Raw genomic sequence first — 25,211 nt, forward strand, 5'->3', positions numbered from 1 at the left:
GAGGCTGTCTTGAAATAATAGGAAAACAACAGGCCGTCTGAAAAAAATTCAGACGGCCTGTTGGGAATTGGCGCACCCGACTGGGATCGAACCAGCGACCTTCAGCTTCGGAGGCTGACACTCTTCCAACTGAGCTACGGGTACAAAGTCCCAGCATTATCCCACATTTCGGCTGTTTCACAAAATCAATCTTTATGGTTTCGGCAACTTGTTGTCGAAGCATTGAAATTTAATCGGGTTTATTCTGTATGGCCTGCGCGGATATTTCCTATTTTTTTGAGATAGGCCAAAATTTAGAGATTGGAAAGACGGAACGGATTCAGTATAATCCGCAAATTATTGTTAATTGATATTAACACCACATAAAATTCAATTTCCTCATCACTAAACAAAAAACGGCGAGGCTTATAAATATGAACCATCCTACCAACCAAAATGCCCGCGGTTCCGCCCTAACCACGCTGATCGGCGGCATCGTCATTCTGTTGGCTACCCTTTATTTTTTGGTCAAATTGGCCAGTAGCGGCTATCACGGAACGGTTGAAGAAACTACCGAGGCGGCCACTCAGACACGGATTCAGCCGCAAGGTTCCGTTGTCGAGGGGGACGGTGTTCCCGTCGGCGAGCGTAAAGGCGACAAAATCTTCGCTAAGGTTTGTTACCAGTGTCATGCTGCCGACAGCTCGACGGCAGGTTCCCCGAAAATCACGCACAATGCCGATTGGGCTCCCCGCCTGGCTCAAGGTTTCGACACCTTGTTCAATCATGCCTTGAACGGCTTTAACGCCATGCCGGCAAAAGGCGGTCAATCCGACCTGACCGAACTGGAGTTGAAGCGCGCGATTGTTTATATGGCTAATCAATCCGGCGGTAATCTGCCTGATCCTGACAAAGCGCCTGCCCCAACCGAATCGGCTGCTTCAGGTGCCGCGTCCGAGGCCGCCGCATCCGGTACTGCGCCGGCTGCCGGGAAATCCGAAGCTGCTGCTCCTGCCGAAGGTGGAAACGGCGATGTGATGGCAACCGGTAAAAAAGTGTTTGACGGCTTGTGCTTCGGCTGCCATGGTGCCAATTCCGCCATCCCGGATACGCCGCGTGTCACTCATAAAGACGAATGGGCTCCGCGTATCAAAAAAGGCAAAGATACCTTGTTTAAACATGCTCTCGAAGGTTTCCAAGATAAAGGCATGATGCCGGCCAAAGGTGGAAACACCGAATTGAGCGACGACGAAGTGAAAGCGGCCGTTGTTTATATGGTAAACGAATCCGGCGGCAAATTCTAAAAATGCGATAATAAAAGGGTATGCAAAAACTGCATGCCCTTTTTTGTCGGCCGACGCATATTGCATTGGGATTTGATGTCTGCAATTCATATTGGGGACGGAGAAATTTTTAAAGCTCCAGCTTCATATGATTATGGAAAGGCCGTCTGAATGCCGAATCTGGTTTTCAGACGGCCTTTCCTTTGTTTGCCGATTCTGCCGCAGGCGGCAAAGCGCGTTACAATACGGGCTGTCCTTAATCGGCAGCCCATCATTATTTTTCAGACGGCCTCAATCATGACACACACTTCTACAAGCCAAACCGATTCGGCATCAAGCAGCCAACTCTATATCGGCATTATGTCCGGCACCAGCATGGACGGCGCGGATGCCGTGTTAATCCGTATGGACGGCGGCCGCTGGCTGGGTGCGGAAGCGCACAGTTTTTTACCGTATCCGGGCCGTCTGAAAAGCGAACTGCTGGCCTTGCAGGACAGCGGCGGGGACGAATTGCACCGCAGCAGGATATTGGCGCAACAGTTAAGCCGCCTGTATGCCGATACCGTGGAGCAACTGCTGGAACGGCAAGGCTTGCGGCCGTCTGATATTGCCGCAGTCGGCTGCCACGGGCAAACCGTACGCCATGCGCCGGAGCACGGTTACAGCATCCAGCTTGCCGACTTGCCGTTGCTGGCCGAGCTGACGGGGATTTTTACCGTCGGCGACTTCCGCAGCCGCGATTTGGCGGCGGGAGGGCAGGGTGCGCCGCTGGTTCCGGCGTTTCATCAGGCATTATTTGCCTCACCCGACGAAACCCGCGTGCTGCTCAATATCGGCGGTATCGCCAATATCAGCGTACTGCCGCCGGACGCGCCGGCTTTCGGATTTGATACCGGGCCGGGCAATATGCTGATGGACGCATGGACGCAGAAATTTTGGCAGAAGCCGTACGACGAAGACGGCCGACTGGCGGCGCAGGGCAGGGTGCTGCCGCCATTGCTGGAAAACCTGCTTTGCCATGACTATTTTTCCCGACCGCAGCCCAAAAGTACCGGCCGCGAATTGTTCGCCCTGCCGTATTTGGCCGAACGGCTTTCCGGCGGGGAAAATCCGCACGATGTTTTGCGCACGCTGACCGCCTTTACCGCCGAAACCGCCGCCGCCGAAATCCGCCGCGCCGCGCCGGAGTGCCGACGGGTTTACGTTTGCGGCGGCGGAATCCGCAATCCCCTGCTGACTGCGGATTTGGCGGAACGCCTGCCGCAATGCGAAATACTCGGTACGTCGGCACTCAATCTTGATCCGCAGTGGGTGGAGGCCGCCGCCTTCGGCTGGCTGGCCGCCTGCTGGGTCAACCGAATCCCGTCCAACCCGCGCCGTGCCACAGGTGCGCGGCACGACTGCATCCTCGGTTGCGGCCATTTTGCCTGACTCGTCATTCAGGCCGTCTGAAAATACTATATAATTCCGCGTTTTTACCGCCGTCCCTGTTTTCAGACGGCCTATTCGAATAATCTTGAAGTTTTTATGAGCAGCAAACCCGAACCCCAAAAAAGCACACGCAAAACCACAGGCACGCGCCGCCGGACGCCGGCAGAAAAGAAAAAGCAGGACGACGGCAAAAGCGGGCGCGGCACGGGCGTAGTCAGCAATGAGGCCGTCCGCCGCCGTTCCGAGCACATTGCCAATTTAATCGGCGATACCTTTTGGCTGTTCGGCCTGATGGTAACCATCTATTTCGCCATCACGCTGGCCAGTTTCGATATGAACGACCCCGCATGGTCGCGCAGCGTGATTGCCGACGAGACCATCCACAATCTCGGCGGCCTGTTTGGCGCGTATTTTGCCGACGTCGGTTATTACCTGTTCGGATTGTCGGTGTGGTGGCTGGTGTTGGCCGCGCTGGTGTGGCTGTGGAAAAGTTTCCGCCCGCTGCGTTCGCCCGACAGTCGTCCGTACAGTGTGAAACTGGCTGTGGCGGGGCTGACGGTGCTGCTTTTGGGCAGCCCGGTTTTGGAATATGCCTTGTGGCAGCAGCAGCTCGGCGATTCCCTGCCCACCGGGGCGGGCGGTCTGGCAGGTTTGCTGATTGGCAGCATATTCAGCCATCTGCTCGGCAACGGCGGCAGTTTCTTGGTGATGCTGGTCATCGTATTGCTGGCTTTTTCCTTTGTCGCGCAGATTTCTTGGCTGGATATGCTGGAAAACATCGGCAGCAGGCTGGAATGGCTGTGGGAAAAAATCACCCGCCGCCATTCGCCCTACATCAAAGACCTGCCTGATGCAAAAACCACGCGGCGCATGGTGAAAGAAGCGGAAACCATCATGGCCGAACCATTGGACAAGCACGTTGCCGCCAGCAGCAACCGAAAAACCGTGGCGTTGGAAGTCACCCCGCCCGTTCCCGTTCAGACGGCCTTGTTTGACAGCAAGGGCGAAGCGGTCGAAACACCGCCGACGGGCGAATATGTCAAACCCGCGCTCGGCCTGTTGAGCAATCCGAAAGGCGAGGCGCTGCCGATTGATCCCGACAAACTGCAACAAACGGCCGAACGCATCGAAAGCAAATTGGCCGAGTTCGGTATTGAAGTGCAGGTGGTTTCCGCCACTTCCGGCCCTGTCATCACACGTTATGAAATCGAGCCGGCGCAGGGCGTGAAGGGTAGTCAGATTGTGAATCTGGCCAAAGATTTGGCACGTTCGATGTCGTTGCAGTCTGTGCGTATTGTCGAGACCATTGCGGGCAAAAACACCATGGGTATCGAGTTGCCGAACGACCGTCGTCAGGAAGTTACCCTGCGCGAAATCCTGGCCGCTCCCGTGTTTGCAGAAGCCAAATCCAAGCTCACCGTCGCCCTGGGCAAAGACATCGCTGGCGTGCCGATGGTGGGCGATTTGGCCAAAATGCCGCATCTGCTGGTGGCGGGTATGACCGGGTCGGGCAAATCGGTGGGCGTGAACGGTATGATTATGTCCATGCTTTACAAAGCCACGCCCGACGAAGTGCGCTTTATCATGATCGACCCGAAAATGCTGGAGTTGTCGGTATACGACGGCATTCCGCACCTGCTTTGCCCGGTGGTAACCGATATGCGCGAAGCGGGGCAGGCCTTGAACTGGTGTGTGGCCGAAATGGAAAAACGCTACCGCCTGCTGTCGCATTTGGGCGTGCGCAATCTGGACGGTTACAACGAAAAAATCGCCAAAGCGGCTGAAGAAGGGCAGAAAATCCCCAATCCGTTCAGCCTGAATCCCGACGAGCCGGAGCCGCTGGAAAAACTGCCGCTGATTGTGGTGGTGATTGACGAATTGGCCGACCTGATGATGACCGAGCGCAAGGCGGTCGAACAACAGATTGCCCGCCTGGCGCAAAAAGCCCGCGCCGCCGGCATCCACCTGATTATCGCCACCCAGCGGCCGAGTGTGGACGTGATTACCGGCCTGATTAAGGCCAACATTCCGACGCGCATGGCCTTTACCGTGCAGAGCAAAATCGACAGCCGCACCATCCTCGACCAAATGGGCGCGGAAGACCTGTTGAAATACGGCGACCTGCTGTTCCTCCAGCCCGGCAATGCCGAGCCGACCCGCCTGCAGGGTGCGTTTGTATCCGACCACGAAGTGCATGAAGTCGTCTCCCACATCAAACGGCAGGCTCCGGCCGATTATGTCGAAGGCCTGCTGTCGGGCGAAGCGGCGATGGAAACCGTCAATGCGGTCAATCCGAACGCGGGTGCGGACGAACTGTTCGACCAAGCCGTCGCTTTTGTCATCGAAACGCGCAAAACCTCGATTTCCTCGCTGCAACGCCACCTGAAAATCGGCTACAACCGCGCCGCCAATATGATGGAGGCCTTGGAAGAAGCGGGCGTGGTGTCGCCCGCCGATGTCGGCGGCAGCCGCAAGGTGTTGGCGCGGAAAGATGATTTATAGTTTTCAGACGGCCTCCGATGCTTGAGGCCGTCTGAAAAGCGGATACGGAGAGGCGATGGAAAGAAACAGCTTGAAGTCTGTTGTGATGACGGTCATTTCCTGTTCCGCCACTTTGGCAGGCATTGCTTTCTTCCTCGGCATAACCGCGACGCCGGGTTCGGCCTACATGCTGGTTTTCGCCTTGCCCCTGTTGTTTGCCGTCCGCCTGTCCGCATCAAGGTCGGTCCGGCAACGGCCGGAGGCGGCACGGAAAGAACGGCTCAGAAACATTGTGTGGATAATCGCGGCTGCTTTGTCGGTGGGGATAAATATCTTCAACTATTACCATGCGCGGCACGAAATGGCCGTTTCGGCTGCCGCTTTCGGGCAATATTATGCACGGCACGGGCGTTATCCCGAAACGTTGGCCGCAGCGGGTTTGGGCGGGAAAATATCCTGCCTGCGCTATCATTGGATAGACGGCAAACCGCTGTTGCTGTGCAAAGACCCGCTGTTGCTGTTCGAGCACTACCAATACGATTTCCAACACCGCCGCTGGCTTGAAGACAACGGAGAGCCCGTGGCCGACCAACCGGAGAATGAAAGATGAAAAAACACCTGCTTGCCGCCCTGATTCTGCTGCCGCTGACACTCTCTGCCGCACCCGCATCCGCCGCAGGCGAAGCGGCAGATCAGGCCCGGCTGATTAACCTGTTCGACATGGCCGAATTGAGCGGTATTCTGCACAAAGAGGCGATGGAATGCGGCATCAGCCGTCAGGACGATCCCTTCTACGCACCGGGTGGGAAACTGCACACCGCCTTGCTGAAAGGCATCAAACAGACGGCGGCCAAACTCAAACTCGATATGAACGACAACGACATCCAAATCATCACCGCCCGCGCCTACGCGCAAGGCAAAGGCAAGAAAGAACGCCTGTTTGCCGAAACGGGCGGTTGCAGCGATGCCGCCAAAGCAAAAATCAAAGAAACACAGCAATGGCTGCTGGACAGCGTGCAGGCCTTGCAAACCCGTTAAACCCGAATAAGGCTTTCAGACGGCCTATAATAGGGAGGCCGTCTGAAACCATGCTTCCGAGCGATAAAACATGAGCAATCCGAAAACCGCCCGATCTGTCTGCCTGATAGCGGTAACGCTGGTGCTGGCTGCCTGCAACAGCCAACCCCAGCCCGAACTGAGTGCGTCCGAAATCCAGGCGCAGGAAGCGGCCACCGTTATCGAAGAAGGCAGCAAAGACTATACTGCGCCGGCCGATGTGCCGGAAGACGATGCGTCTGCCGCATCGGCCGAACACGCAACCGCCGCTTCTGCCGCTTCCGCCGCATCGACGGAAGGCCAACCCTAAACCCAACGTCCGCCTGCCGCATAACAGGCCGTCTGAAAGGAAAAACGTGACCCGTTTCCAGACCGAACCCGCCCTGCCGCACGACCGGCAGCCGCAAACCGCCGTCCTCCTCATCAACCTCGGCACACCGTCCGCGCCCACTGCGGAAGCTGTCCGTCCCTTCTTGCGTGATTTCCTGTCCGACCGGCGCGTCGTCGAACTCAAGCCCGCCCTGTGGCAGCCCATATTGCGCGGCGCAATTTTGCCTTTCCGCGCAAAAAGCAGCGCGGCAAATTACAAAAAAATCTGGCTGAAGGAGGGCTCGCCGCTCTACATTTACAGCCGCCGCCAGGCCGATGCCTTGGCGCAACGCCTGCCCGGCGTGTTGGTGCGTCCAGCCATGACATACGGCCTGCCCGGCGTGGCCGACACCATGGCCGAACTCAAAGCGCAGGGCGTTACCCGGATTTTGGCCGTCCCGCTTTATCCGCAATACGCGTCCTCCAGCAGCGGTGCGGCATTGGATCAAGTGTTCCGCGCCATGTTGCGCCAGCGCAACCAAGTCGGGCTGCGTACCGTCCGCAGCTTCTATAACCACCCCGCCTACATCGAGGCCCTGCGCCAACAGGTTTCCGCCTATTGGCAGCAGCACGGCAGGGGAGGGCACTTGATGATGAGTTTTCACGGTATCCCGCAGGCGCATCACGACGCGGGCGACCCCTATCCCGACGAATGCGGCGAAACCGCCCGCCTGCTCGCTGCCGCACTCGGTTTGGACAAGCAAGAATACACCGTCTCCTTCCAAAGCCGCTTCGGGCGCGGACGCTGGCTGGAACCGAGCACGCAAGACCTTTTCATCAGCCTGCCGCGAAACGGTACCGACCGGCTGGACGTCATCTGTCCCGCCTTCGTCAGCGACTGTTTGGAAACCATGGAGGAAATCGCTATTGCCGGACGTGAAACTTTTCATGCCGCAGGCGGGCGCGAATTCCGCTACATTCCTTGTCTGAACGACAATCCGGCTTGGATAGACGCTTTGGAAACTTTGGTTAGGGAAGAAGCCGCCGGCTGGCTGTAAGGCGTGCGGTGGATGAACCGGCCTTCGCTGCACCTTGCCGTTCCGGCCGATTCAAATTGACATGCTCGTGTCGTCATCAGCGGGTGCAAGTCCGCGTTTCCCCTGTATGCGGACAGTGTGGAAGGGTGTGGGATTGAGGGAGCATGAACGGCTCCAAATATCGGCAACCGATAAAAGCCCTTTTAGACGGCAGTCTGTCAGTTGTTGAGTCTGCTCCCTTTGATGGAATTTTCAAATTTTCCTGTCCGCCTTCCAAGGCCGAACCCAATCACTTTGCCCGTTTCCCTGTCGATAAGGATGAGAAAATGGCGGCACAGTCTGATGGGGTTTTCATTTTTGGGATGTTGAAATTTTTATGGTTGATCTGTTTTCAGACGGCCTTCGATAGATTGGTGCCGTCTGAAAAAGGTTATACCTGTTCAAATCCTGCTTTCGGGCTGATAACCGAAATCAAAATGCAGTCTTCTTTGCCGTTGTTGCGCGCACCGTGGATTTGGTGGTTGCCGACTATCACGCTCTCACCTGCGCGGATGATGCGGCCGCTTTGTGCGTCGTCCACCAGCTCGGCTTCGCCCTGCAATACAATCCAGATGTCCGCACCGCGCGGATGACGGTGGGCGGGCAGCATGGTTTGTGGCGGAATCTGCCAAAGCACCATGTTGTCATGCCCGTCTTGATGCAGCACGGTGCGCACGGCTTCGGTGGGGTTTTGTTGTAAAAAATCGGCGAAACGGATAATTTGCGGGAGTTTCATGCCATTGCTCCTTGCATGGATCGAATCATAAAAAACTGTACCCTAACCGGCCAGAGTGCGTATTTGGCCTTTAGGGTGCAGTTCAATCTTGCAACGGGTTTTCAGACGGCCTTTGTTATTGGCCGAACGGATTTTTACATGCGCTCAATCATCGCTTTGCCGAAGGCGGAGCAGGAAACTTCGTTGGCACCGTCCATCAGGCGGGCAAAGTCGTAGGTTACCTGTTTGTCGCCGATGGCTTTTTCCATCGCTTCGATTACCAAGTCGGCCGCTTCTTTCCAGCCCAAGTGGCGCAGCATCATTTCTGCCGACAGAATCAGCGAACCGGGGTTCACTTTGTCTTGTCCGGCATACTTCGGCGCGGTGCCGTGCGTGGCTTCGAAGATGGCGTATTCGTCGGAAATGTTCGCACCCGGGGCGATGCCGATGCCGCCGACCTGTGCCGCCAGCGCGTCGGAAATGTAGTCGCCGTTCAGGTTGAGGGTGGCGATGACGCTGTATTCGGCAGGACGCAGCAGGATTTGCTGCAGGAAGGCGTCGGCAATCGCATCTTTAACGATGATGTCTTTGCCGGTTTTCGGATTTTTGAATTTGCACCACGGGCCGCCGTCGATCGGCTCTGCGCCGAATTCTTTTTGCGCCAGTTCATAGCCCCAGTCGCGGAAGCCGCCCTCGGTGAATTTCATGATGTTGCCTTTGTGCACCAGGGTAACGCTCGGTTTGTCGTTGTCGATGGCGTAGCGGATGGCAGCGCGGACCAGGCGTTGCGTACCTTGTTTGGAAACGGGTTTGATGCCGATGCCCGAGGTTTCGGGGAAGCGGATTTTCTTCACGCCCATTTCGTTTTGCAGGAAGTCGATGACTTTTTTGCATTTTTCGCTTTCGGCTTCCCATTCGATGCCGGCGTAAATGTCTTCGGTGTTTTCACGGAAGATTACCATGTCGGTTTTGCTCGGGTCTTTCAGCGGCGAAGGCACGCCGTTGAAGTAGCGCACGGGGCGCACGCATTGGTAGAGGTCGAGTTCTTGGCGCAGCGCGACGTTGAGTGAGCGGATGCCGCCGCCCACGGGCGTGGTCATCGGGCCTTTGATGGATACGGAATACTCTTTCAGTGTGTCCAAGGTTTCCTGCGGCAGCCAAACGTTGTCGCCGTACACTTTGGTGGCTTTCTCGCCAGCATATACTTCCATCCAGTGGATTTTTTTCTCGCCACCATAAGCCTTGGCAACCGCCGCGTCGATTACGTCGATCATGACGGGCGTGATGTCCACGCCGATGCCGTCGCCCTCGATGAAGGGGATAATCGGATTGTTGGGAACGGCTTGGCCCGGAATGATTTTTTTGCCTTCCGCCGGTACTTTGATATGACTCATGGTGTCTCCTAAAACAGTTGATCATTTTCTTTTGAAACGCATATCGGCACGGATACGCGTGCCGTGCGATTATGCTTGATTTGGTAAACTTTTGCTAGGGCGTGCCAATAATTACTTGTTACCATACGCCCTCCGAATCATATCTGTTCAAAGGAAACAAAAATGGCTTTTCAAGACAATCTGGCCGTCATGCCCGACATTTTCCGCCTGAGCGGGCTGGACATATGCGGTGAAAACGGCGGCGTCCTCCACCACATCCCGGCCGCGCCGGGCAAACTCGGTTCGGAAGCTGTATAACGCATTGGCCGAACGCTTCGGCGGCATATTGGACGGCGAAGCGGCGGAGCAGGGCTTGGAATGGTTTGCCGAACATGTTGCCGACGCGCAGGCCAATCCAGGTAAACATCCAAACATCGACCTGCTGTTCAAAGTGAAAAACGAAGGTTTGAAACTGCGGCTCCGTCCGCTTGTTGCCGACTGACGATGCAGAGGCCGTCTGAAAAACGGAACGACGTTTTTTCAGACGGCCTTTTTTAGATTTGCAGAAACCTGCCGCAATCGGTCGTAAGCCGTTTTCAGACGGCCTCCGAACATATGGATGGCGGTGGCAACATATAGGCCGTCTGAAAAATAAAACAGCCGGCTCATTTGCAGCAGCAGAGAATTGCCCGCCGCCGGCAAACGGCCTATAATGCCGCCTTTACAAATCTTCACAGCAAGCCGCACCGGATTTACGGCAGCGGCTTTGCCGTATCTGCCAACTGTAAGGAATCCGAATGTCCGCACCGAAATCCCCCACCACCGATTTGGTTTACCGCCTCGAAGACAAGCCGCCGTTTGCCAATGCGCTGCTCAGCGCGGTAACGCACCTGCTGGCGATTTTCGTCCCCATGATTACTCCTGCCCTGATTGTCGGCGGCGCATTGAAACTGCCGTCTGAAATGACCGCTTATCTGGTGTCGATGGCGATGGTCGCTTCCGGCGTCGGCACTTATTTGCAGGTGAACCGCTTCGGGCCGGTCGGTTCGGGGCTGCTGTCCATCCAGTCGGTGAACTTTTCTTTTGTCGGCGTGATGATTGCGCTGGGCAGCGGCATGAAAGAGCAGGGCATGGACACCAACGCCATGATGTCCGCGCTTTTGGGCGTGGCCTTTGTCGGCGCGTTTCTGGTGGCCGGTTCGGCCTGGCTGCTGCCGTATCTGAAAAAAGTGATTACGCCCACCGTCAGCGGCGTGGTGGTAATGATGATTGGCCTGAGCCTGATTAGCGTGGCGATTACCGAATTCGGCGGCGGATTTGCCGCGTTGGGCAACGGCACCTTCGGCTCGATGCAGAACATCGGGCTGGCGGCGTTTGTGCTGCTCGTGGTGCTGGTGTTCAACTGCATGAAAAATCCGCTGCTGCGGATGAGCGGTATCGCCGTTGGCATGGTGGCGGGCTATATTGCCGCGTTGGTAATGGGCATGGTCGATTTTTCCGTGTTGCAAAACCTGCCTGCATTCACATTGCCCGTGCCGTTCAAATACGGCTTTGAATTCCATTGGACGGCGTTTTTCGTGGCCGGACTGGTGTACCTGCTCAGCATTTTCGAAGCCGTGGGCGACTTGACCGCCACCGCCATGGTGTCCGGCGAAGATTACGAAGGCGAAGCGTTCAGACGGCGTTTGCGCGGCGGCGTGCTGGCCGACGGGCTGGTGTCCGTGATTGCCACCGCACTCGGCTCGTTGCCCCTGACCACCTTCGCGCAGAACAACGGCGTGATTCAGATGACCGGCGTCGCCTCACGCCATGTCGGCAAATTCATCGCCGCCATTTTGGTGCTGTTGGGGCTGTTCCCAGTCGTCGGCCGCGCCTTCACCACCATTCCCAGCCCCGTTATCGGCGGCGCAATGGTGCTGATGTTCGGCCTGATTACCGTGGCCGGCGTGCGCATCCTCATGAGCCACGGTATCAACCGCCGCGAAATGGTGATTGCCGCCACCTCCATCGGACTCGGCCTCGGCGTGAGCTTCAAACCCGAAGTGTTCGGCCAACTGCCGCTGAAAGAGCTGTTCCAAAACCCCATCTGCATGGGCGGGCTGGCCGCGCTGCTGATGAACCTCGTGATGCCGGACGACAACGCAAGCCGCGTTTATCTCAGCGACGATTTGGAAGTGTAAACCCGTTTCAGATGGCCGGAACAGGCGGCGTTGGGCGTATAATGGCGGAGTGCGGCGGCAGGAATGAAAAGCAGCCTGTATGACGGCAATGGCTGATTTTGATTGGATTTTTGAAGATTATTAAAGTGCAGGCTGCCTGAATTGAACGTTTAAAAGGCCGTCTGAAAAACACAAAGCAGCCTGCACAACCTATTTTCCTTACAGAACCTTTAATCCCAACAGCCGCCCCGTCCTCTCTCCCCGTGGGAGAGAGCCAGAGAGAGGGCAACAAGCCGTAAGGCTTGTATAAACAGCAACAAACAGAAATAATTGAAAAATAAGAAACTGTTTGCAGGATGCCTGAATCCAACCCATCAAAGGCCGTCTGAAAAAGCAGCCTGCACCATTTGTTTCCATTACAGTAAACCTGAACCCTAACAGCTGCCCATCCTCTCTCCCGTGGGAGAGAGCTAGAGAGAGGGCAGCAAGCCGGAAGGATTGCACAAACACCCACCCGACAACAAAAATGACCCCGCCCGAAAAACTATTGACTGCCGATAACCCCGCCCTGCATCAACGCTCCAAAGCCATGCGTCAAAAAATGAGCGAGGCGGAAGCAAAATTGTGGCAGCACCTGAGGGCAGGCCGTCTGAACGGCCATAAATTCCGCCGCCAGCAGCCGATGGGAAATTATATTGTTGATTTCATGTGCGTAACGCCCAAGCTGATTGTCGAAGCAGACGGCGGGCAGCACACAGAACGAGCCGCATACGACCACGCGCGGACGGCATATCTCAACAGCCTGGGCTTTACTGTGCTGCGTTTTTGGAATCACGAGATTTTGCAGCAGACAAACGATGTACTGGCGGAAATCCTGCGCATGTTGCAAGAATTGGAAAAGCAGCCTGCACGGTAGCAGATGGCTGATTTTGATTGGATTTTTGAAAATTATAGTGTGTAGGCTGCCTGAATTGAGTATTTATAAAGGTTGTTTGAAAAGTAAAAAACAGCCTGTACAACCTGTTTTCCTTGCAGAACCCTTAATCCCCAGCCACCCCGTCCTCTCTCCCGTGGGAGAGAGCTAGAGAGAGGGCAACAAGCCGCAAGGCTTGTATTGGGGCGGTGAAGGTATTGAGAAAGATTGCCGCAATTCGGAGAATGCCCTCTCCCCAGCCCTCCCCCACGGGGGAGGGAGCAGGTTGCAGCAGATTCAAGCGTTGCAGGTCGTCTGAAAAAGAATGTCCGAAATATCAACAGCGGGAATTTTTCAGATAGCCTTTATCATCAGGCAGATGGAACAAACGCCGCAAGCGTTTTTTCAGACGACCTTTGAACCATCGGTAGGGTGTGTGCCGCAAGGCACGCACGCGGCGGGTTGGGGTTGCAGGGACAATGGAGAACGCGTGCGTGCGTACCGCACACACCCTACATGCGGGCTACGGCTTGCTCAACAGCCACCCGTCCTCTCTCCCGTGGGAGAGAGCTAGAGAGAGGGCAACAAGCCGCAAGGCTTGTATTTTGAGTGGTTGAGTTGTTGGGAAAGGTTGCCGAAATTTGGAGAATGCCCTCTCCCCAGCCCTCCCCCACGGGGAGGGAGCAGGTTGCAGCAGATTCAAGCGTTACAGGTCATCTGAAAAAGAATGCCCGAAACATCAACAGCGAGAATTTTTCAGGTAGCCTTTATCGCAAGGCAGATGGAACAAACGCCGCGAACGTTTTTTCAGACGACCTTTGAACCCATCGGCAGGGTGTGTGCTGCAAGGCACGCACGCGGTGGGTTGGGGTTGCAGGGAAAATGGAGAATGCGTGCGTGCGTACCGCGCATACACCCTGTATTCTGGCTACAACTCGCTACGTTTACTATGTTTTAACAATATAATCATTTCATTAGGAAAATTCATGAGTACTCAAAAGACTAAACAATCAAAACGCCCTCATTCAGATTTAAATGGGATAATTAAGACTTTAATTAAGACTTTAAATAACATTAAAGATGTTCCAGATGATGAGATTCTATTATATAGAGGGCAATCAAGTATTCAATGGGAGCTAGTACCATCTATTAAAAGAGATGGATTAGATGGGAAAGAAAATGTTTTTATCAAAGAACTTATTTCTTCGTATCCAAATGAATTTTCAGATACAAATACAACTTTTGAACAGCTAATAAAAGCTCAGCATTATGAATTACCTACCCGATTAATAGATTTAACATTTAATCCATTGGTTGCACTATATTTTTCTCTTAATCCTGCTGATAAAAAGAACGAAAATAATGAACCAATATATGATAAAAACGGCGATCCAGAAAAGGCTGATGGATGTGTTTTTATTTTCAGAGTCAAAAAAAGCATCTTGAAATATTATGATAGTGATACAGTAAGTTGTCTTGCAAATTTGGCATTTCTAACACAAAAAGAAAGGGAAGAAATTAAAGATTTATGTGTAAATTTTGTAAAAAATGAACCCACTGCTGTACAAGAACGTCAAACAGCTATAAACGAATTTAATTCGACTCCTAGTGTAAAAAGACTTCTCCATTTTATTAAAATGGAAAAAAATCATTTTGATGACAATATTAATCCCAAAGACCTACTTTCAAATTATATTGTTAAGGGAAAAATGAATAATAGAAGAATATTGGCTCAACAAGGCGCATTCTTACTATGTGGGCTAAATAGTTTAGAAGAAGAAAAAGAAATCATTCCTATAAGAAAATTGAAAATATCTGCCGGACAAAAAAAAGATCTTAAAATAGAACTAGATAAACTCATGTCGATTAATGATGCCACCATTTTCCCTGAGATTATAAACCATGCACGTTATATAAAAAAATTCATGTAAATCATTTATCATTCAATTCAGTTTAAAGAGACCCACTCATGCCCAAACGTACCGACCTAAAATCCATCCTTATCATCGGCGCCGGCCCTATCGTTATCGGTCAGGCCTGCGAATTTGACTATTCGGGCGCACAGGCCTGCAAGGCTTTGCGTGAAGAAGGCTATAAAGTCATTCTGGTGAATTCCAACCCCGCCACGATTATGACCGACCCTGAAATGGCGGATGTTACCTACATCGAGCCGATTATGTGGCAGACAGTGGAGAAGATTATCGCCAAGGAGCGGCCCGATGCGATTCTGCCCACGATGGGCGGCCAGACCGCGCTGAACTGTGCGCTGGATTTGGCGCGCAACGGCGTGCTGGCGAAATACAATGTCGAGCTGATCGGCGCGACGGAAGACGCGATCGACAAGGCGGAAGACCGCGGCCGCTTTAAGGAGGCGATGGAGAAAATCGGCCTCTCCTGCCCGAAATCCTTTGTCTGCCACACGATGAACGAAGCCTTGGCGGCGCAGGAACAGGTCGGCTTCCCGACGCTGATTCGTCCTTCTTTCACGATGGGCGGTTCGGGCGGCGGCATTGCCTACAATAAAGACGAGTTTTTGGCGATTTGCGAACGCGGTTTCGATGCGTCGCCCACGCATGAGCTGCTGATTGAGCAGTCCGTCCTCGGCTGGAAAGAGTACGAGATGGAGGTGGTGCGCGACAAGGCCGACAACTGCATCATCATCTGCTCGATTGAAAACTTCGACCCGATGGGCGTGCATACGGGCGACTCGATTACGGTTGCGCCGGCGCAAACGCTGACGGACAAAGAATACCAAATCATGCGCAACGCAAGCTTAGCGGTATTGCGCGAAATCGGCGTGGACACAGGCGGCTCGAACGTGCAGTTTGCGGTGAACCCTGAAAACGGCGAGATGATTGTGATTGAGATGAACCCGCGCGTGAGCCGTTCGTCCGCGCTGGCTTCCAAAGCAACGGGTTTCCCGATTGCGAAAGTGGCGGCGAAACTGGCTGTCGGCTTTACGCTGGACGAGTTGCGCAACGACATCACCGGCGGCCGCACGCCTGCGTCGTTCGAGCCTTCCATCGACTATGTCGTAACCAAAATCCCGCGTTTTGCGTTTGAAAAATTCCCCGCCGCAGACGACCGCCTGACCACGCAGATGAAATCGGTGGGCGAAGTGATGGCGATGGGTCGCACGATTCAGGAAAGCTTCCAAAAAGCCCTGCGCGGCTTGGAAACAGGCTTGTGCGGCTTCAATCCGCGCAGCGAAGACAAAGCGGAAATCCGTCGCGAACTGGCGAACCCAGGCCCTGAGCGTATGCTCTTTGTGGCAGACGCGTTCCGCGCGGGCTTCACGCTGGAAGAAATCCACGAAATCTGCGCCATCGACCCTTGGTTCTTGGCGCAAATCGCAGACTTGGTGAAAGAAGAACGGCAGGTAAGTGCAGGCTGCCTGCAAGACTTGGATTTCGCCGCCTTACGTCGTCTGAAACGCAAAGGTTTCTCCGACAAACGCATCGCACAGCTTTTGGGCGTAAAAGAAAAAGAAGTGCGCGAACACCGCTACGCGCTGAACCTGCATCCCGTGTATAAACGCGTCGATACCTGCGCCGCCGAGTTCGCCACCGAAACCGCCTACCTCTATTCCACTTACGAAGAAGAATGCGAAGCGCGTCCTTCCGACCGTAAGAAAGTGATGATTCTCGGCGGCGGCCCGAACCGCATCGGTCAGGGCATCGAGTTTGACTACTGCTGCGTTCACGCCGCGCTCGCCCTGCGCGAATCGGGCTTTGAAACCATCATGGTGAACTGCAACCCCGAAACCGTGTCCACCGACTTCGACACCAGCGACCGCCTGTATTTCGAGCCGCTGACGCTGGAAGACGTGTTGGAAATCGTCCGCACCGAAAATCCGTGGGGCGTGATTGTGCATTACGGCGGTCAAACCCCGCTCAAACTCGCCAATGCATTGGTTGAAAACGGCGTAAACATCATCGGCACATCCGCCGACAGCATCGACGCCGCCGAAGACCGCGAACGCTTCCAAAAAGTGTTGAACGACTTAGGTCTGCGCCAGCCGCCCAACCGCATCGCCCACAACGAAGAAGAAGCACTCGTCAAAGCCGAAGAAATCGGCTATCCGCTGGTCGTGCGCCCGTCTTACGTCCTCGGCGGCCGCGCCATGCAGGTCGTCCACTCCGCCGAAGAGCTGCAAAAATACATGCGCGAAGCCGTGCAGGTATCCGAAGACAGCCCCGTGTTGCTCGACTTCTTCCTGAACAACGCGATTGAAGTCGATGTGGACTGCGTTTCAGACGGCAAAGACGTCGTTATCGGCGGCATCATGCAGCACGTCGAGCAGGCAGGCATCCACTCCGGCGACTCCGGCTGCTCGCTGCCGCCCTACTCGCTCAGCGAAGAAATCCAAGACGAAATCCGCCGCCAAACCAAAGCCATGGCCTACGCGCTGGGCGTGGTCGGCCTGATGAACGTACAGTTTGCCGTGCAGGACGGCGTGGTGTTCGTATTGGAAGTGAACCCGCGCGCCAGCCGTACCGTTCCCTTCGTCTCCAAAGCCACCGGCGTGCCGCTCGCCAAAGTCGGCGCGCGCTGCATGGCGGGCATTTCCCTGCAAGAGCAGGGCGTGGAAAAAGAAGTCGTCCCCGATTTCTATGCCGTTAAAGAAGCCGTGTTCCCCTTCATCAAATTCCCCGGCGTGGACACCATTCTCGGCCCCGAAATGCGCTCCACCGGCGAAGTGATGGGCGTGGGCGAAACCTTCGGCGAAGCCTACCTTAAAGCCCAGCTCGGCGCAGGCGAACGCATGCCCGCCACCGGCAAAATCTTCCTTTCCGTGCGCGAAGAAGACAAGCCGCTTATCGTGAAAACCGCGCAAAACTTCCAAGCCCTCGGCTACGACGTCTGCGCCACACGCGGCACGGCAGGCTACCTGAAAGAGCACGGCGTGGTGGTACAGGCGGTCAACAAAGTGCCCGAAGGCCGCCCGCACATCGTGGATGCGATTAAAAACGGCGAAATCGCGCTGGTGGTGAACACCGTGGCCAGCAGCCCGCAGTCCGTGGCCGACAGCCACAGCATCCGCCGCAGTGCCCTCACCCAGCGCGTGCCGCAATACACCACCGTGGCCGGCGGCGAAGCCATGAGCGAAGGCGCAAAAAGCCGCGACCACCTGGGCGTGTACAGCGTGCAGGAGTTGCATGGACGGTTGAAGGCGAGGAAATAGGGCAGCCTGAAAGGGCAAAAAGCAGCCTGCACCCTGAATGGCCAAAGTGCAGGCTGCTTTGAAGGGGCGGATAGGCGCAACAGTCCGAAGGCCGTCTGAAAAACCAAAAGCAGCCTGCACCTTTAAGAACATGGGTGCAGGCTGCCTGAAATCCGACGACAAACAGAGCAAGGAGTATGAAATGATTTGGCTATTGATTATTTTGGCAGCCATCGTGTTGTGGCTGGTCAAGGTGTACAACACGCTGCAAAGCAGCATGCAGAATATCCGCGAAGGCTTTTCCAATTTGCAGGCCGGCCTGAAAAAACGCCAACAGCTGAGCGGGCAGATTATCGAAATCGCATCGGGTTATCTCGCGCACGAGCAAATTACCCAGCTGAAAGTGGCGCAGACGAAAAACACGCAGCAGCTGGTCGCCATGGCGCAGAGTTTTCCCGAATTGAAGGCCGATGCCACCTACCAGAAACTGATGGGGCAGCTGGAAACGCTAGAAAACGATATTTTGGCGCGCCGCGAAAGCTACAACAAACGTGTGAAGCAGTTCAACAGCTACCGCAATTCCTTCCCCGCCGTGCTGGTGGCTCAAAAACTGTCGTTCGGTACCGTGGACTATTTTGACAGCGACGACGAAAAATTCGACGCGCAGGCACAAAACTTCGCGCGGGACGACACCGCCGCGCTGCAAGAAATCATCGGCAGCAGCGCACAGGCCGTGAAAAATATTTCCAGCCAAGCCGTCCAAGCCGTGCAGGGCAAAAACCAGTTGGGCAACAAGGCCGAAACCGCCGCACCGTCCGACAATGCGGCAGATACAACGGATTCGGATAACGAATCCGATGCGGCAGACAAACCGTCTGAAAAACCGGAATAACGCCGCACGGCAGCCTGAAAGGCAAAAAGCAGGGGGCTGTACTAGATTAGCCCTAAATTTCACACCATTTTTGCAGGATTTTAAGCTGTTGAGACGGTGTGTCGAAGTTAAATCGAAATTCGCATTCTTTCAAGAACAGCGGGAAAGATTTGCGATCGATTCCGTTGTATTTGCGTAAGACGCGTTTTGCCTGATTCCAAAAATTTTCAATGCCGTTGATGTGGTTCTGACGGTCGGCAAACGCTTTGGAATGATTGATGCGGTAATGGATAAAACCGCTTACGTCTAGCTTGTCATAGCTGCTCAGACTATCGGTATAAACAATGCTGTCCGGCATGATTGTCTGTTTGCTAACAGGCATCAACGTATCGGACTTGGCATTATCTACGACAACGGTATAGACCCGTCCGTTGCGTTTCAGAATGCTGAAGGCAACCACTTTTCCTGCCGCACCGCGATCACGTCTGCCTTTACGCAGTCCGCTGAACTAGCTTTCGTCTAACTCGACAGAGCCCTCGAAAACCTCATCGGCAGCCAAGGCCAGATAATGGCTGATGACCATACGGATTTTACGGTAGAAAAAATAGTAGAGTTGGGCTGCATGCCTAAAATATCGTCAGCGGAACGGACGGTAACTTCGAGTACAAAAAAACGGAGCAGTTCTTTCTGTACTTTTTTCTTTAATTTGCAGAGACCTTTGCAAAAATAGTCTGTTAACGAAATTTGACGCATAAAAATGCGCCAAAAAATTTCGATTAACTAAAACCTTCCTAATATTGAGCAAAAATTAGGAAAAATCAGAAAGGTTTTGCATTTTGAAAATGAGATTGAGCATAAAATTTTAGTAACCTATGTTATTGCAAAGGTCTCTTGCAGTGTGTTATCTTCATATTCCGAGGGTAACATATCTGCTAATCTAGTACAGCCCCAAAAGCAGCCTGCACTTCGACTTTTGAACGTGCAGGCTGCTTTTTATATAAAGAGGTCGTCTGAAAATAGATTTCAGACGACCTTTGATATTCAGTTCCGTTGGGTACATGACCCAAACTACGTTTGCTTGCCATTAAATGAACACATCGCCTTACGCCAAAAAACCATCACGATTGCCGCCGCAATGATGATAATTCCGTATGGAATCATACCGTTGCCGTTTTCATATACCGCCCGTCCGCCCGGAAAGCCTGTACGCGCTGTATTGGCAACCGTGTGGCACGCAATCAATACAAACACCGAACCGCCGCTGCCGTTATACAGCCATACATAGATAATCCTTACGGCAACCGTCCCTGCTAGCCCCCATGCAATCAGTTCGGCAGACTGCCCCACGGCAATCATGGACGGCAAATGCCACAATGCCCACGGCACCCCGATAATCAGCGCCGTAATGAGCGGGGTAAAACGCCGTTGCAGACTTTCCGTAGCGTAGGCTGCATAGCCCAATTCCTCGGCAACTGCCGCGATAAAGAACATGACGAACGCACCGGCAAGCGGCGCAAACGATACGGATAAGGCGGGTATGATTTGTCCTGTTTGACGTATCGCGACATAAGTCAGCAGATAAAGCAGGGGGAAAATCAGTATTGCCGTCCAAAAATAGGCAGAATGCTTTATCCGCCCGTAATCAAACACACGGCCAAACAGTCCACGCACCGCCGCCATTCCGCCCTCGCGATAACGCAGCAACGCAGCGGCAATCGTCGGAGTGAGTGCCGCGCCGATGTCGGTCAGCGGCAGATTATCAGGCAGAGGACTGTGTTTGAGAAACAAAGACAACAGCCAAAACGGTGCGCTCAAAGCGTACACCAGCAGAAAGTATTGCCACGGATGCGAATAACCGGCTGTCGGTTTTTCTGAAGAGGGGTTTTGCATGTTATTCCTGTTCGTTCAGTCAATAAGTTGGCAGGGGAGCAGGTACGGCCTGCTACATGATGTACAGTATAAAAATATTGCGCGTTTTTTCCAATCATCATGAAAAGCAGCCTGCACTTCGATTTTTGAAAGTGCAGGCTGCTTTTTATAGAGAGACCGTCTGAAAATTATTTTTCAGACGGCCTTTGATATTACAAGTAATATGAGGATTTCGTTGGACTATGAACCAAGCTGCGTTTGCTGCCGACCGGATTACGGCATGGTTTGGAATCATTCGGTAACAACAAAAACCGCGTGCGTGCGTACCGCACACACCCTACACCTTAATCTTAAGGTTTGCGTCACCCACAGGTAGGGTATGTGGCATAGCCACGCACGCGGTTGGTAGGGATTCAGGCTACGGCTTGCTGCCCGTTGTAAATCAAGGCGCATTGGCGCGTGCAGAAGGCGTAGTGTTGCAGGGCGGAAAGGGGGATATTCATATTTCCCATTCTTTAAATCTGCGTTTACTCCTGATAATCGACAAACCCCAAACGATTACCCGATGGATCGATAAATTCTACCGCCCATCCGGTGCGAATGCGAAAGGGTTCGCCTAGAAAATTGATATTTCTCCCTTGTAATACCGCATATTTTGCCCGCACATCTTCCACTTCAATCCACACAGTAGGAGTCATATCAGGGAACTTTTTCCGCTCTTTGAGAATAATGGCGGCTTCTTCGTTACCTACCCGAAAAGCAACCATGCCGTTTTCTGAAAAGTCGAATTTAACGGGTAAATCTAGTACATCTTGGTAAAAGCGACTGCTAGCAGCAAGATCGTCTGCAGGAAAGAAAAAATTATCGTATTTCATGATTTTTCTCCTTATCAATAATTCGTTATCACAGCAACTCTTCCACGCTCACGTCATTTAGGCCGTCTGAAACCATGCTGATGTTGTAATCGTCAAAATACAGAAATTCAGCGGCATAGCCACGCACGCGGTTGGCTTATTCATGCTGCAAAATATTCACCAATCGCCCAAACGGATCGCGCACAAAAAAGCGGCGCACGCCCCAAGGTTCAGTAGTCGGCCCGTATTCAGGCGTGAAACCAGCATGCTGCATCCGTGCTAATAATTCGTCCAGATTGTCCACCTCAATAGACAAATCAGGCACAGGCATACCAGAACCGCCTTCACTGGCAAAACTGACCTGCACAGACATAGTCGTATCCTGTCCGTAGGTCTGTATCCACCCATGATCCATCAGCAATTCCAATCCAAGCAGGTCATGGTAGAAAGCCTTTGCTGCGGCGGGTTGGGTTGCGTTTATATTGGCCACAATGCGTTTAACGCCCATGCTCAATCCTTATTTTAAAGCGGCTGAATTAATCAGACATCAATATTCAATATGAGTTTCAGGCTACCTGAAAACCACTTTCAGGCAGCCTGCACTTTCCTATATTACAGCTTCTCTCTAACCCAGCCTTCTGCCGAATCCAGCATCGCGCCGACTTGGGAAGCATCCGTCCCGCCTGCCTGCGCCAAATCCGGTCTGCCGCCACCTTTGCCGCCGACTTGTTCGGCTGCGAATTTGACCAAGTCGCCGGCTTTTACTTTGTTTGTCAGCGGTTTGGATACGCCGGCGCACAGGGAGACTTTGCCGTCGTTCACTGCTGCCAAAAGAATCACGGCGTTGTCGGATTTGCCGGTTAAATCGGTAACGATTTCGCGCAGGGCGGCTGCGTCGGCTTCGATTTGGGCGGCGACGAGTTTGGCTGCGCCCAAGTCTTTCGCGTTGTCCAAGAGTTTGGCGCCTGCGTGGACGGCGAGTTCGGCTTTGGCTTTTGCCAACTCTTTTTCCAAGGCTTTGGCGTTTGCGGCGTTGGTTTGGATTTTGGCGAGTACGTCTTTTTCGGTTTGGGCTTTGACTTCGGCGATGATGTTTTTCATCAGGCTTTCTTGGTTTTGCGCCCATGCCAGCGCGGCAAGGCCGGTGATGGCTTCTACGCGGCGGATGCCTGCGGCGATGCCGCCTTCGCTGATGATTTTGAAGAAGCCGATGTCGCCTGTGCGGGCGACGTGGGTGCCGCCGCACAGTTCGATGGAGTAGTCGCCCATGGTGATGACGCGGACGAAATCGCCGTATTTTTCGCCGAAGAGCATGACTGCGCCGGATTTTTGCGCGTCTTCAATGGACATGGTTTCCACTTTGACGGGCACGTTGGCGATAATCGCGGCGTTGACGCGGCGTTCGACTTCGGCGATTTCTTCCGCGCTGATGCCTTGCGGGTGGGAGATGTCGAAGCGGGTCAGCTCGGCGTTTTGCAGGCTGCCTTTTTGTTCGACGTGTGTACCCAAAACATCGCGCAGGGCTTTGTGCATCAGATGGGTAACGCTGTGGTTGCGCATGATGCTGTCGCGGATATCGTTGTCGATTTCGGCGGATACGGCATCGCCCACTTTCAGACGGCCTGATACGACTGCGCCGAATTGTCCGTGTACGGCGGCTTTGATTTTCTGCGTGTCTTCGACGCGGAAGCGGTTTTCGCCTGCGAAGATAAAGCCTACGTCGCCGACTTGGCCGCCGCTTTCGGCATAGAACGGGGTTTGTTCCAAAACGACCACGCCGGCTTCGCCTGCTTGGAGTTCGTCCACGGCTTCGCTGCCTTTGTATAAGGCGATGATTTTGGTGTCTTGGCTGCGTTTTTCGTAGCCGGTGAACTCGGTGTCCGCGCCTGTGTAGTCCAGTTGCGCGTTGGCTTTGAAGTTTTGCGCGGCGCGAGCGCGGGCGCGTTGGGCTTCCATTTCACGGTTGAAGCCTTCTTCGTCCAAATCGATATTGCGTTCGCGGCAGATGTCGGCGGTTAGATCGTATGGGAAGCCGTAGGTGTCGTAGAGTTTGAAGATATGTTCGCCGCTCAGTAAGATATTTTTATTTTTGGGAGAGTCTTTAAATAATATATCACAATATAAATGATATTTTTCATTATCCCATGAACTATCATCTAAGCGAACACCATTCCCATTATTCAAATAAATACTAATATATTTTTTGCCAGTTGCTAGTTGAATTGCTATTACTGAAAATTTATCATTCTTATAGCCACATTTATCATCCACTAACAATGCACTCTGTATTTTTAAATCCTTCTTAATTAAGTCATTATTATCAATAAGCTCAATATAATGTTTATTAAGTTTCAAAAATTCAAATACACTATTAAATTTATACGTTTTTTCAAATAGCCCCATGCCTTTTTCCAGCGTTTCGCCGAAGCGGCTTTCTTCCGCGCGCAGGGCTTCCATAATCTGCGTCTGCTTCTCTTTCAACTCAGGATAGGCATCGCCCATTGCTTTGACCAAATCGGGTACGAGTTTGTAGAAAAACGCCTGTTTCTGACCGAGTTTGTAACCGTGGCGCACGGCGCGGCGGATGATGCGGCGCAGTACATAGCCGCGGCCTTCGTTGGACGGCATCACGCCGTCGGCAATCAGGAAGGAGCAGGAGCGGATGTGGTCGGCAACGACTTTCAGGCTCGGCTCGTCCATGCTGAACGGCGCGCCGGTTTCGCGGGCAACGGCTTTGAGCAGGTCTTGGAACAGGTCGATTTCGTAGTTGCTGTGGACGTGCTGCATCACGGCCGCCATGCGCTCCAAGCCCATGCCGGTATCGACGGACGGCTTGGGCAGCGGGTTCATATTGCCTTGTTCGTCGCGGTTGAACTGCATGAACACGCAGTTCCAAATTTCAATCCAGCGGTCGCCGTCTTCTTCAGGGCTGCCGGGAATGCCGCCCCAGATTTCTTCGCCGTGGTCGTAGAAAATTTCGGAACACGGGCCGCAGGGGCCGGTGTCGCCCATTTGCCAGAAGTTGTCGGACGCGTATTTCGCGCCTTTGTTGTCGCCGATGCGGACGATGCGCTCGGCAGGCATACCGATTTCGTTCAGCCAGATGTTATAGGCTTCGTCGTCTTCGGCATACACGGTCGCCAAGAGTTTTTCTTTGGGGATGTTCAGCCATTCGGGGGAAGTGAGAAATTCCCAAGCGAAGTGGATGGCGTCGCGTTTGAAGTAGTCGCCAAAGGAGAAGTTGCCCATCATTTCGAAGAAGGTGTGGTGGCGGGCGGTGTAGCCGACGTTTTCCAAGTCGTTGTGTTTGCCGCCTGCGCGCACGCATTTTTGCGCGGTGGTGGCGCGGTTGTATGGGCGTTTGTCAAAGCCGAGGAATACGTCTTTAAACTGGTTCATGCCCGCGTTGGTAAACAAGAGCGTGGGGTCGTCGTGCGGCACGAGCGAGGAAGAGCGGACGATGGTGTGGTCTTTGGATTCGAAGAATTTTAGGAATTTTTGGCGTAGTTCGGAGGTTTTCATTGTGGTCTTTCAAAACGGTTTTCAGACGGCCTGATTCGGACAGGAAATGCCGTCTGAAAAGTGTGCTAAACAGAATAAATCAAAGCAGTGCATTTTATAGCACTTCCCCCTAAAAGCCTATCCCGCCTTATCTTTTGCAGCGCAATCCCGTAAAAT

Annotated in this window: 19 protein-coding genes, 1 tRNA gene and 2 pseudogenes; 13 read left to right on the forward strand and 9 right to left on the reverse strand. The window is 53.6% G+C overall.

The window, feature by feature from the left end:
* Positions 1-68: 68 nt before the first annotated feature.
* Positions 69-144 (reverse strand) — tRNA-Arg (locus tag ACTHSL_RS00255).
* 269 nt (positions 145-413) lie between these two features.
* Between ACTHSL_RS00255 and ACTHSL_RS00260 the strand changes: the two genes are divergently transcribed.
* From ACTHSL_RS00260 to hemH, 7 genes are all read left to right on the forward strand, one after another.
* Entirely contained in the window at positions 414-1,283 is an 870-nt protein-coding gene (locus ACTHSL_RS00260) for a c-type cytochrome (RefSeq protein WP_440379894.1), read from the forward strand.
* 276 nt (positions 1,284-1,559) lie between these two features.
* Positions 1,560-2,693, forward strand: coding sequence for an anhydro-N-acetylmuramic acid kinase (locus ACTHSL_RS00265; protein ID WP_440379895.1), 1,134 nt, complete (start codon positions 1,560-1,562; stop codon positions 2,691-2,693).
* Between the two features lie 96 nt (positions 2,694-2,789).
* Positions 2,790-5,195, forward strand: coding sequence for a DNA translocase FtsK (locus tag ACTHSL_RS00270; protein WP_114922405.1), 2,406 nt, complete (start codon positions 2,790-2,792; stop codon positions 5,193-5,195).
* A gap of 55 nt (positions 5,196-5,250) precedes the next feature.
* Positions 5,251-5,784, forward strand: a complete 534-nt coding sequence (locus tag ACTHSL_RS00275; protein ID WP_440379896.1) for a hypothetical protein — start codon at positions 5,251-5,253, stop codon at positions 5,782-5,784.
* Positions 5,781-6,212, forward strand: a complete 432-nt coding sequence (locus tag ACTHSL_RS00280) for a hypothetical protein (protein WP_049248405.1) — start codon at positions 5,781-5,783, stop codon at positions 6,210-6,212. The genes ACTHSL_RS00275 and ACTHSL_RS00280 overlap by 4 nt, the downstream gene beginning before the upstream one ends.
* Positions 6,213-6,282: 70 nt before the next feature.
* Positions 6,283-6,540 carry a hypothetical protein gene (locus ACTHSL_RS00285; RefSeq protein WP_440379897.1) on the forward strand — a complete coding sequence of 86 codons (258 nt, stop codon included), beginning with the start codon at positions 6,283-6,285 and terminating at the stop codon, positions 6,538-6,540.
* 46 nt (positions 6,541-6,586) lie between these two features.
* Positions 6,587-7,597, forward strand: coding sequence for a ferrochelatase (gene hemH, locus ACTHSL_RS00290; RefSeq protein ID WP_440379898.1), 1,011 nt, complete (start codon positions 6,587-6,589; stop codon positions 7,595-7,597).
* A gap of 409 nt (positions 7,598-8,006) precedes the next feature.
* Here the strand turns inward: hemH and ACTHSL_RS00295 are convergent, their stop codons facing one another.
* On the reverse strand, positions 8,007-8,351 hold the full coding sequence (locus ACTHSL_RS00295) for a cupin domain-containing protein (RefSeq protein WP_440379899.1): 345 nt from the start codon (positions 8,349-8,351) through the stop codon (positions 8,007-8,009).
* A gap of 134 nt (positions 8,352-8,485) precedes the next feature.
* Positions 8,486-9,724 (reverse strand): NADP-dependent isocitrate dehydrogenase, encoded by a 1,239-nt coding sequence (gene icd, locus ACTHSL_RS00300; RefSeq protein ID WP_440379900.1) that lies wholly within the window; start codon positions 9,722-9,724, stop codon positions 8,486-8,488.
* Between the two features lie 189 nt (positions 9,725-9,913).
* On the opposite strand from icd, the pseudogene ACTHSL_RS00305 reads away from it, so the two are divergent.
* A pseudogene (locus ACTHSL_RS00305) lies at positions 9,914-10,205 on the forward strand (DUF2322 family protein).
* A 38-nt stretch (positions 10,206-10,243) separates the two neighbouring features.
* Here the strand turns inward: ACTHSL_RS00305 and ACTHSL_RS00310 are convergent.
* Complete coding sequence (locus ACTHSL_RS00310) at positions 10,244-10,438, reverse strand: hypothetical protein (RefSeq protein ID WP_440379901.1); 195 nt, start codon at positions 10,436-10,438, stop codon at positions 10,244-10,246.
* Between the two features lie 62 nt (positions 10,439-10,500).
* Between ACTHSL_RS00310 and ACTHSL_RS00315 the strand changes: the two genes are divergently transcribed.
* The 5 genes from ACTHSL_RS00315 (at position 10,501) to ACTHSL_RS00335 (ending at position 18,831) form a co-directional block, all read left to right on the forward strand.
* On the forward strand, positions 10,501-11,883 hold the full coding sequence (locus tag ACTHSL_RS00315) for a nucleobase:cation symporter-2 family protein (RefSeq protein WP_440379902.1): 1,383 nt from the start codon (positions 10,501-10,503) through the stop codon (positions 11,881-11,883).
* A 505-nt stretch (positions 11,884-12,388) separates the two neighbouring features.
* Entirely contained in the window at positions 12,389-12,778 is a 390-nt protein-coding gene (locus ACTHSL_RS00320; RefSeq protein WP_440379903.1) for an endonuclease domain-containing protein, read from the forward strand.
* A 983-nt stretch (positions 12,779-13,761) separates the two neighbouring features.
* Positions 13,762-14,706 (forward strand): FRG domain-containing protein, encoded by a 945-nt coding sequence (locus ACTHSL_RS00325; protein ID WP_440379904.1) that lies wholly within the window; start codon positions 13,762-13,764, stop codon positions 14,704-14,706.
* Positions 14,707-14,744: 38 nt separating this feature from the next.
* Positions 14,745-17,960 (forward strand): carbamoyl-phosphate synthase large subunit, encoded by a 3,216-nt coding sequence (gene carB, locus ACTHSL_RS00330; protein ID WP_440379905.1) that lies wholly within the window; start codon positions 14,745-14,747, stop codon positions 17,958-17,960.
* Between the two features lie 37 nt (positions 17,961-17,997).
* The gene (locus ACTHSL_RS00335) at positions 17,998-18,831 is read left to right on the forward strand and encodes a LemA family protein (RefSeq protein WP_440379906.1); all 834 of its coding nucleotides are present in this window, start codon (positions 17,998-18,000) and stop codon (positions 18,829-18,831) included.
* Between the two features lie 52 nt (positions 18,832-18,883).
* Here ACTHSL_RS00335 and ACTHSL_RS00340 read toward each other — a convergent pair.
* The 5 genes and pseudogenes from ACTHSL_RS00340 to alaS all read right to left on the reverse strand — a co-directional run bounded on the left by ACTHSL_RS00340 (position 18,884) and on the right by alaS (position 25,055).
* Positions 18,884-19,563, reverse strand: a pseudogene (locus tag ACTHSL_RS00340) (IS1595 family transposase).
* A gap of 315 nt (positions 19,564-19,878) precedes the next feature.
* Positions 19,879-20,700 carry a CPBP family intramembrane glutamic endopeptidase gene (locus tag ACTHSL_RS00345; RefSeq protein WP_440379907.1) on the reverse strand — a complete coding sequence of 274 codons (822 nt, stop codon included), beginning with the start codon at positions 20,698-20,700 and terminating at the stop codon, positions 19,879-19,881.
* A 506-nt stretch (positions 20,701-21,206) separates the two neighbouring features.
* Complete coding sequence (locus tag ACTHSL_RS00350) at positions 21,207-21,554, reverse strand: VOC family protein (protein WP_440379908.1); 348 nt, start codon at positions 21,552-21,554, stop codon at positions 21,207-21,209.
* A gap of 136 nt (positions 21,555-21,690) precedes the next feature.
* Positions 21,691-22,041 (reverse strand): VOC family protein, encoded by a 351-nt coding sequence (locus ACTHSL_RS00355; RefSeq protein ID WP_315539270.1) that lies wholly within the window; start codon positions 22,039-22,041, stop codon positions 21,691-21,693.
* Between the two features lie 104 nt (positions 22,042-22,145).
* Positions 22,146-25,055: an alanine--tRNA ligase gene (alaS, locus tag ACTHSL_RS00360; RefSeq protein ID WP_440379909.1), complete on the reverse strand. Its 2,910-nt coding sequence runs from the start codon at positions 25,053-25,055 to the stop codon at positions 22,146-22,148.
* Between the last annotated feature and the right edge of the window lie 156 nt (positions 25,056-25,211).

The organism is Neisseria sp. P0008.S010 (genome assembly GCF_051962715.1).
Lineage (GTDB): Bacteria > Pseudomonadota > Gammaproteobacteria > Burkholderiales > Neisseriaceae > Neisseria > Neisseria elongata.

What these genes read in the sequence shown, in the direction of transcription:
- ACTHSL_RS00260 (WP_440379894.1), top strand. Translation starts at nt 414, where the DNA reads ATGAACCATCCTACCAACCAAAATGCCCGCGGTTCCGCCCTAACCACG.
- ACTHSL_RS00265 (WP_440379895.1), top strand. Translation starts at nt 1,560, where the DNA reads ATGACACACACTTCTACAAGCCAAACCGATTCGGCATCAAGCAGCCAA.
- ACTHSL_RS00270 (WP_114922405.1), top strand. Translation starts at nt 2,790, where the DNA reads ATGAGCAGCAAACCCGAACCCCAAAAAAGCACACGCAAAACCACAGGC.
- ACTHSL_RS00275 (WP_440379896.1), top strand. Translation starts at nt 5,251, where the DNA reads ATGGAAAGAAACAGCTTGAAGTCTGTTGTGATGACGGTCATTTCCTGT.
- ACTHSL_RS00280 (WP_049248405.1), top strand. Translation starts at nt 5,781, where the DNA reads ATGAAAAAACACCTGCTTGCCGCCCTGATTCTGCTGCCGCTGACACTC.
- ACTHSL_RS00285 (WP_440379897.1), top strand. Translation starts at nt 6,283, where the DNA reads ATGAGCAATCCGAAAACCGCCCGATCTGTCTGCCTGATAGCGGTAACG.
- ACTHSL_RS00295 (WP_440379899.1), bottom strand. Translation starts at nt 8,351, where the DNA reads ATGAAACTCCCGCAAATTATCCGTTTCGCCGATTTTTTACAACAAAAC.
- icd (WP_440379900.1), bottom strand. Translation starts at nt 9,724, where the DNA reads ATGAGTCATATCAAAGTACCGGCGGAAGGCAAAAAAATCATTCCGGGC.
- ACTHSL_RS00315 (WP_440379902.1), top strand. Translation starts at nt 10,501, where the DNA reads ATGTCCGCACCGAAATCCCCCACCACCGATTTGGTTTACCGCCTCGAA.
- ACTHSL_RS00320 (WP_440379903.1), top strand. Translation starts at nt 12,389, where the DNA reads ATGACCCCGCCCGAAAAACTATTGACTGCCGATAACCCCGCCCTGCAT.
- ACTHSL_RS00325 (WP_440379904.1), top strand. Translation starts at nt 13,762, where the DNA reads ATGAGTACTCAAAAGACTAAACAATCAAAACGCCCTCATTCAGATTTA.
- carB (WP_440379905.1), top strand. Translation starts at nt 14,745, where the DNA reads ATGCCCAAACGTACCGACCTAAAATCCATCCTTATCATCGGCGCCGGC.
- ACTHSL_RS00335 (WP_440379906.1), top strand. Translation starts at nt 17,998, where the DNA reads ATGGCCAAAGTGCAGGCTGCTTTGAAGGGGCGGATAGGCGCAACAGTC.
- ACTHSL_RS00345 (WP_440379907.1), bottom strand. Translation starts at nt 20,700, where the DNA reads ATGCAAAACCCCTCTTCAGAAAAACCGACAGCCGGTTATTCGCATCCG.
- ACTHSL_RS00350 (WP_440379908.1), bottom strand. Translation starts at nt 21,554, where the DNA reads ATGAAATACGATAATTTTTTCTTTCCTGCAGACGATCTTGCTGCTAGC.
- ACTHSL_RS00355 (WP_315539270.1), bottom strand. Translation starts at nt 22,041, where the DNA reads ATGGGCGTTAAACGCATTGTGGCCAATATAAACGCAACCCAACCCGCC.
- alaS (WP_440379909.1), bottom strand. Translation starts at nt 25,055, where the DNA reads ATGAAAACCTCCGAACTACGCCAAAAATTCCTAAAATTCTTCGAATCC.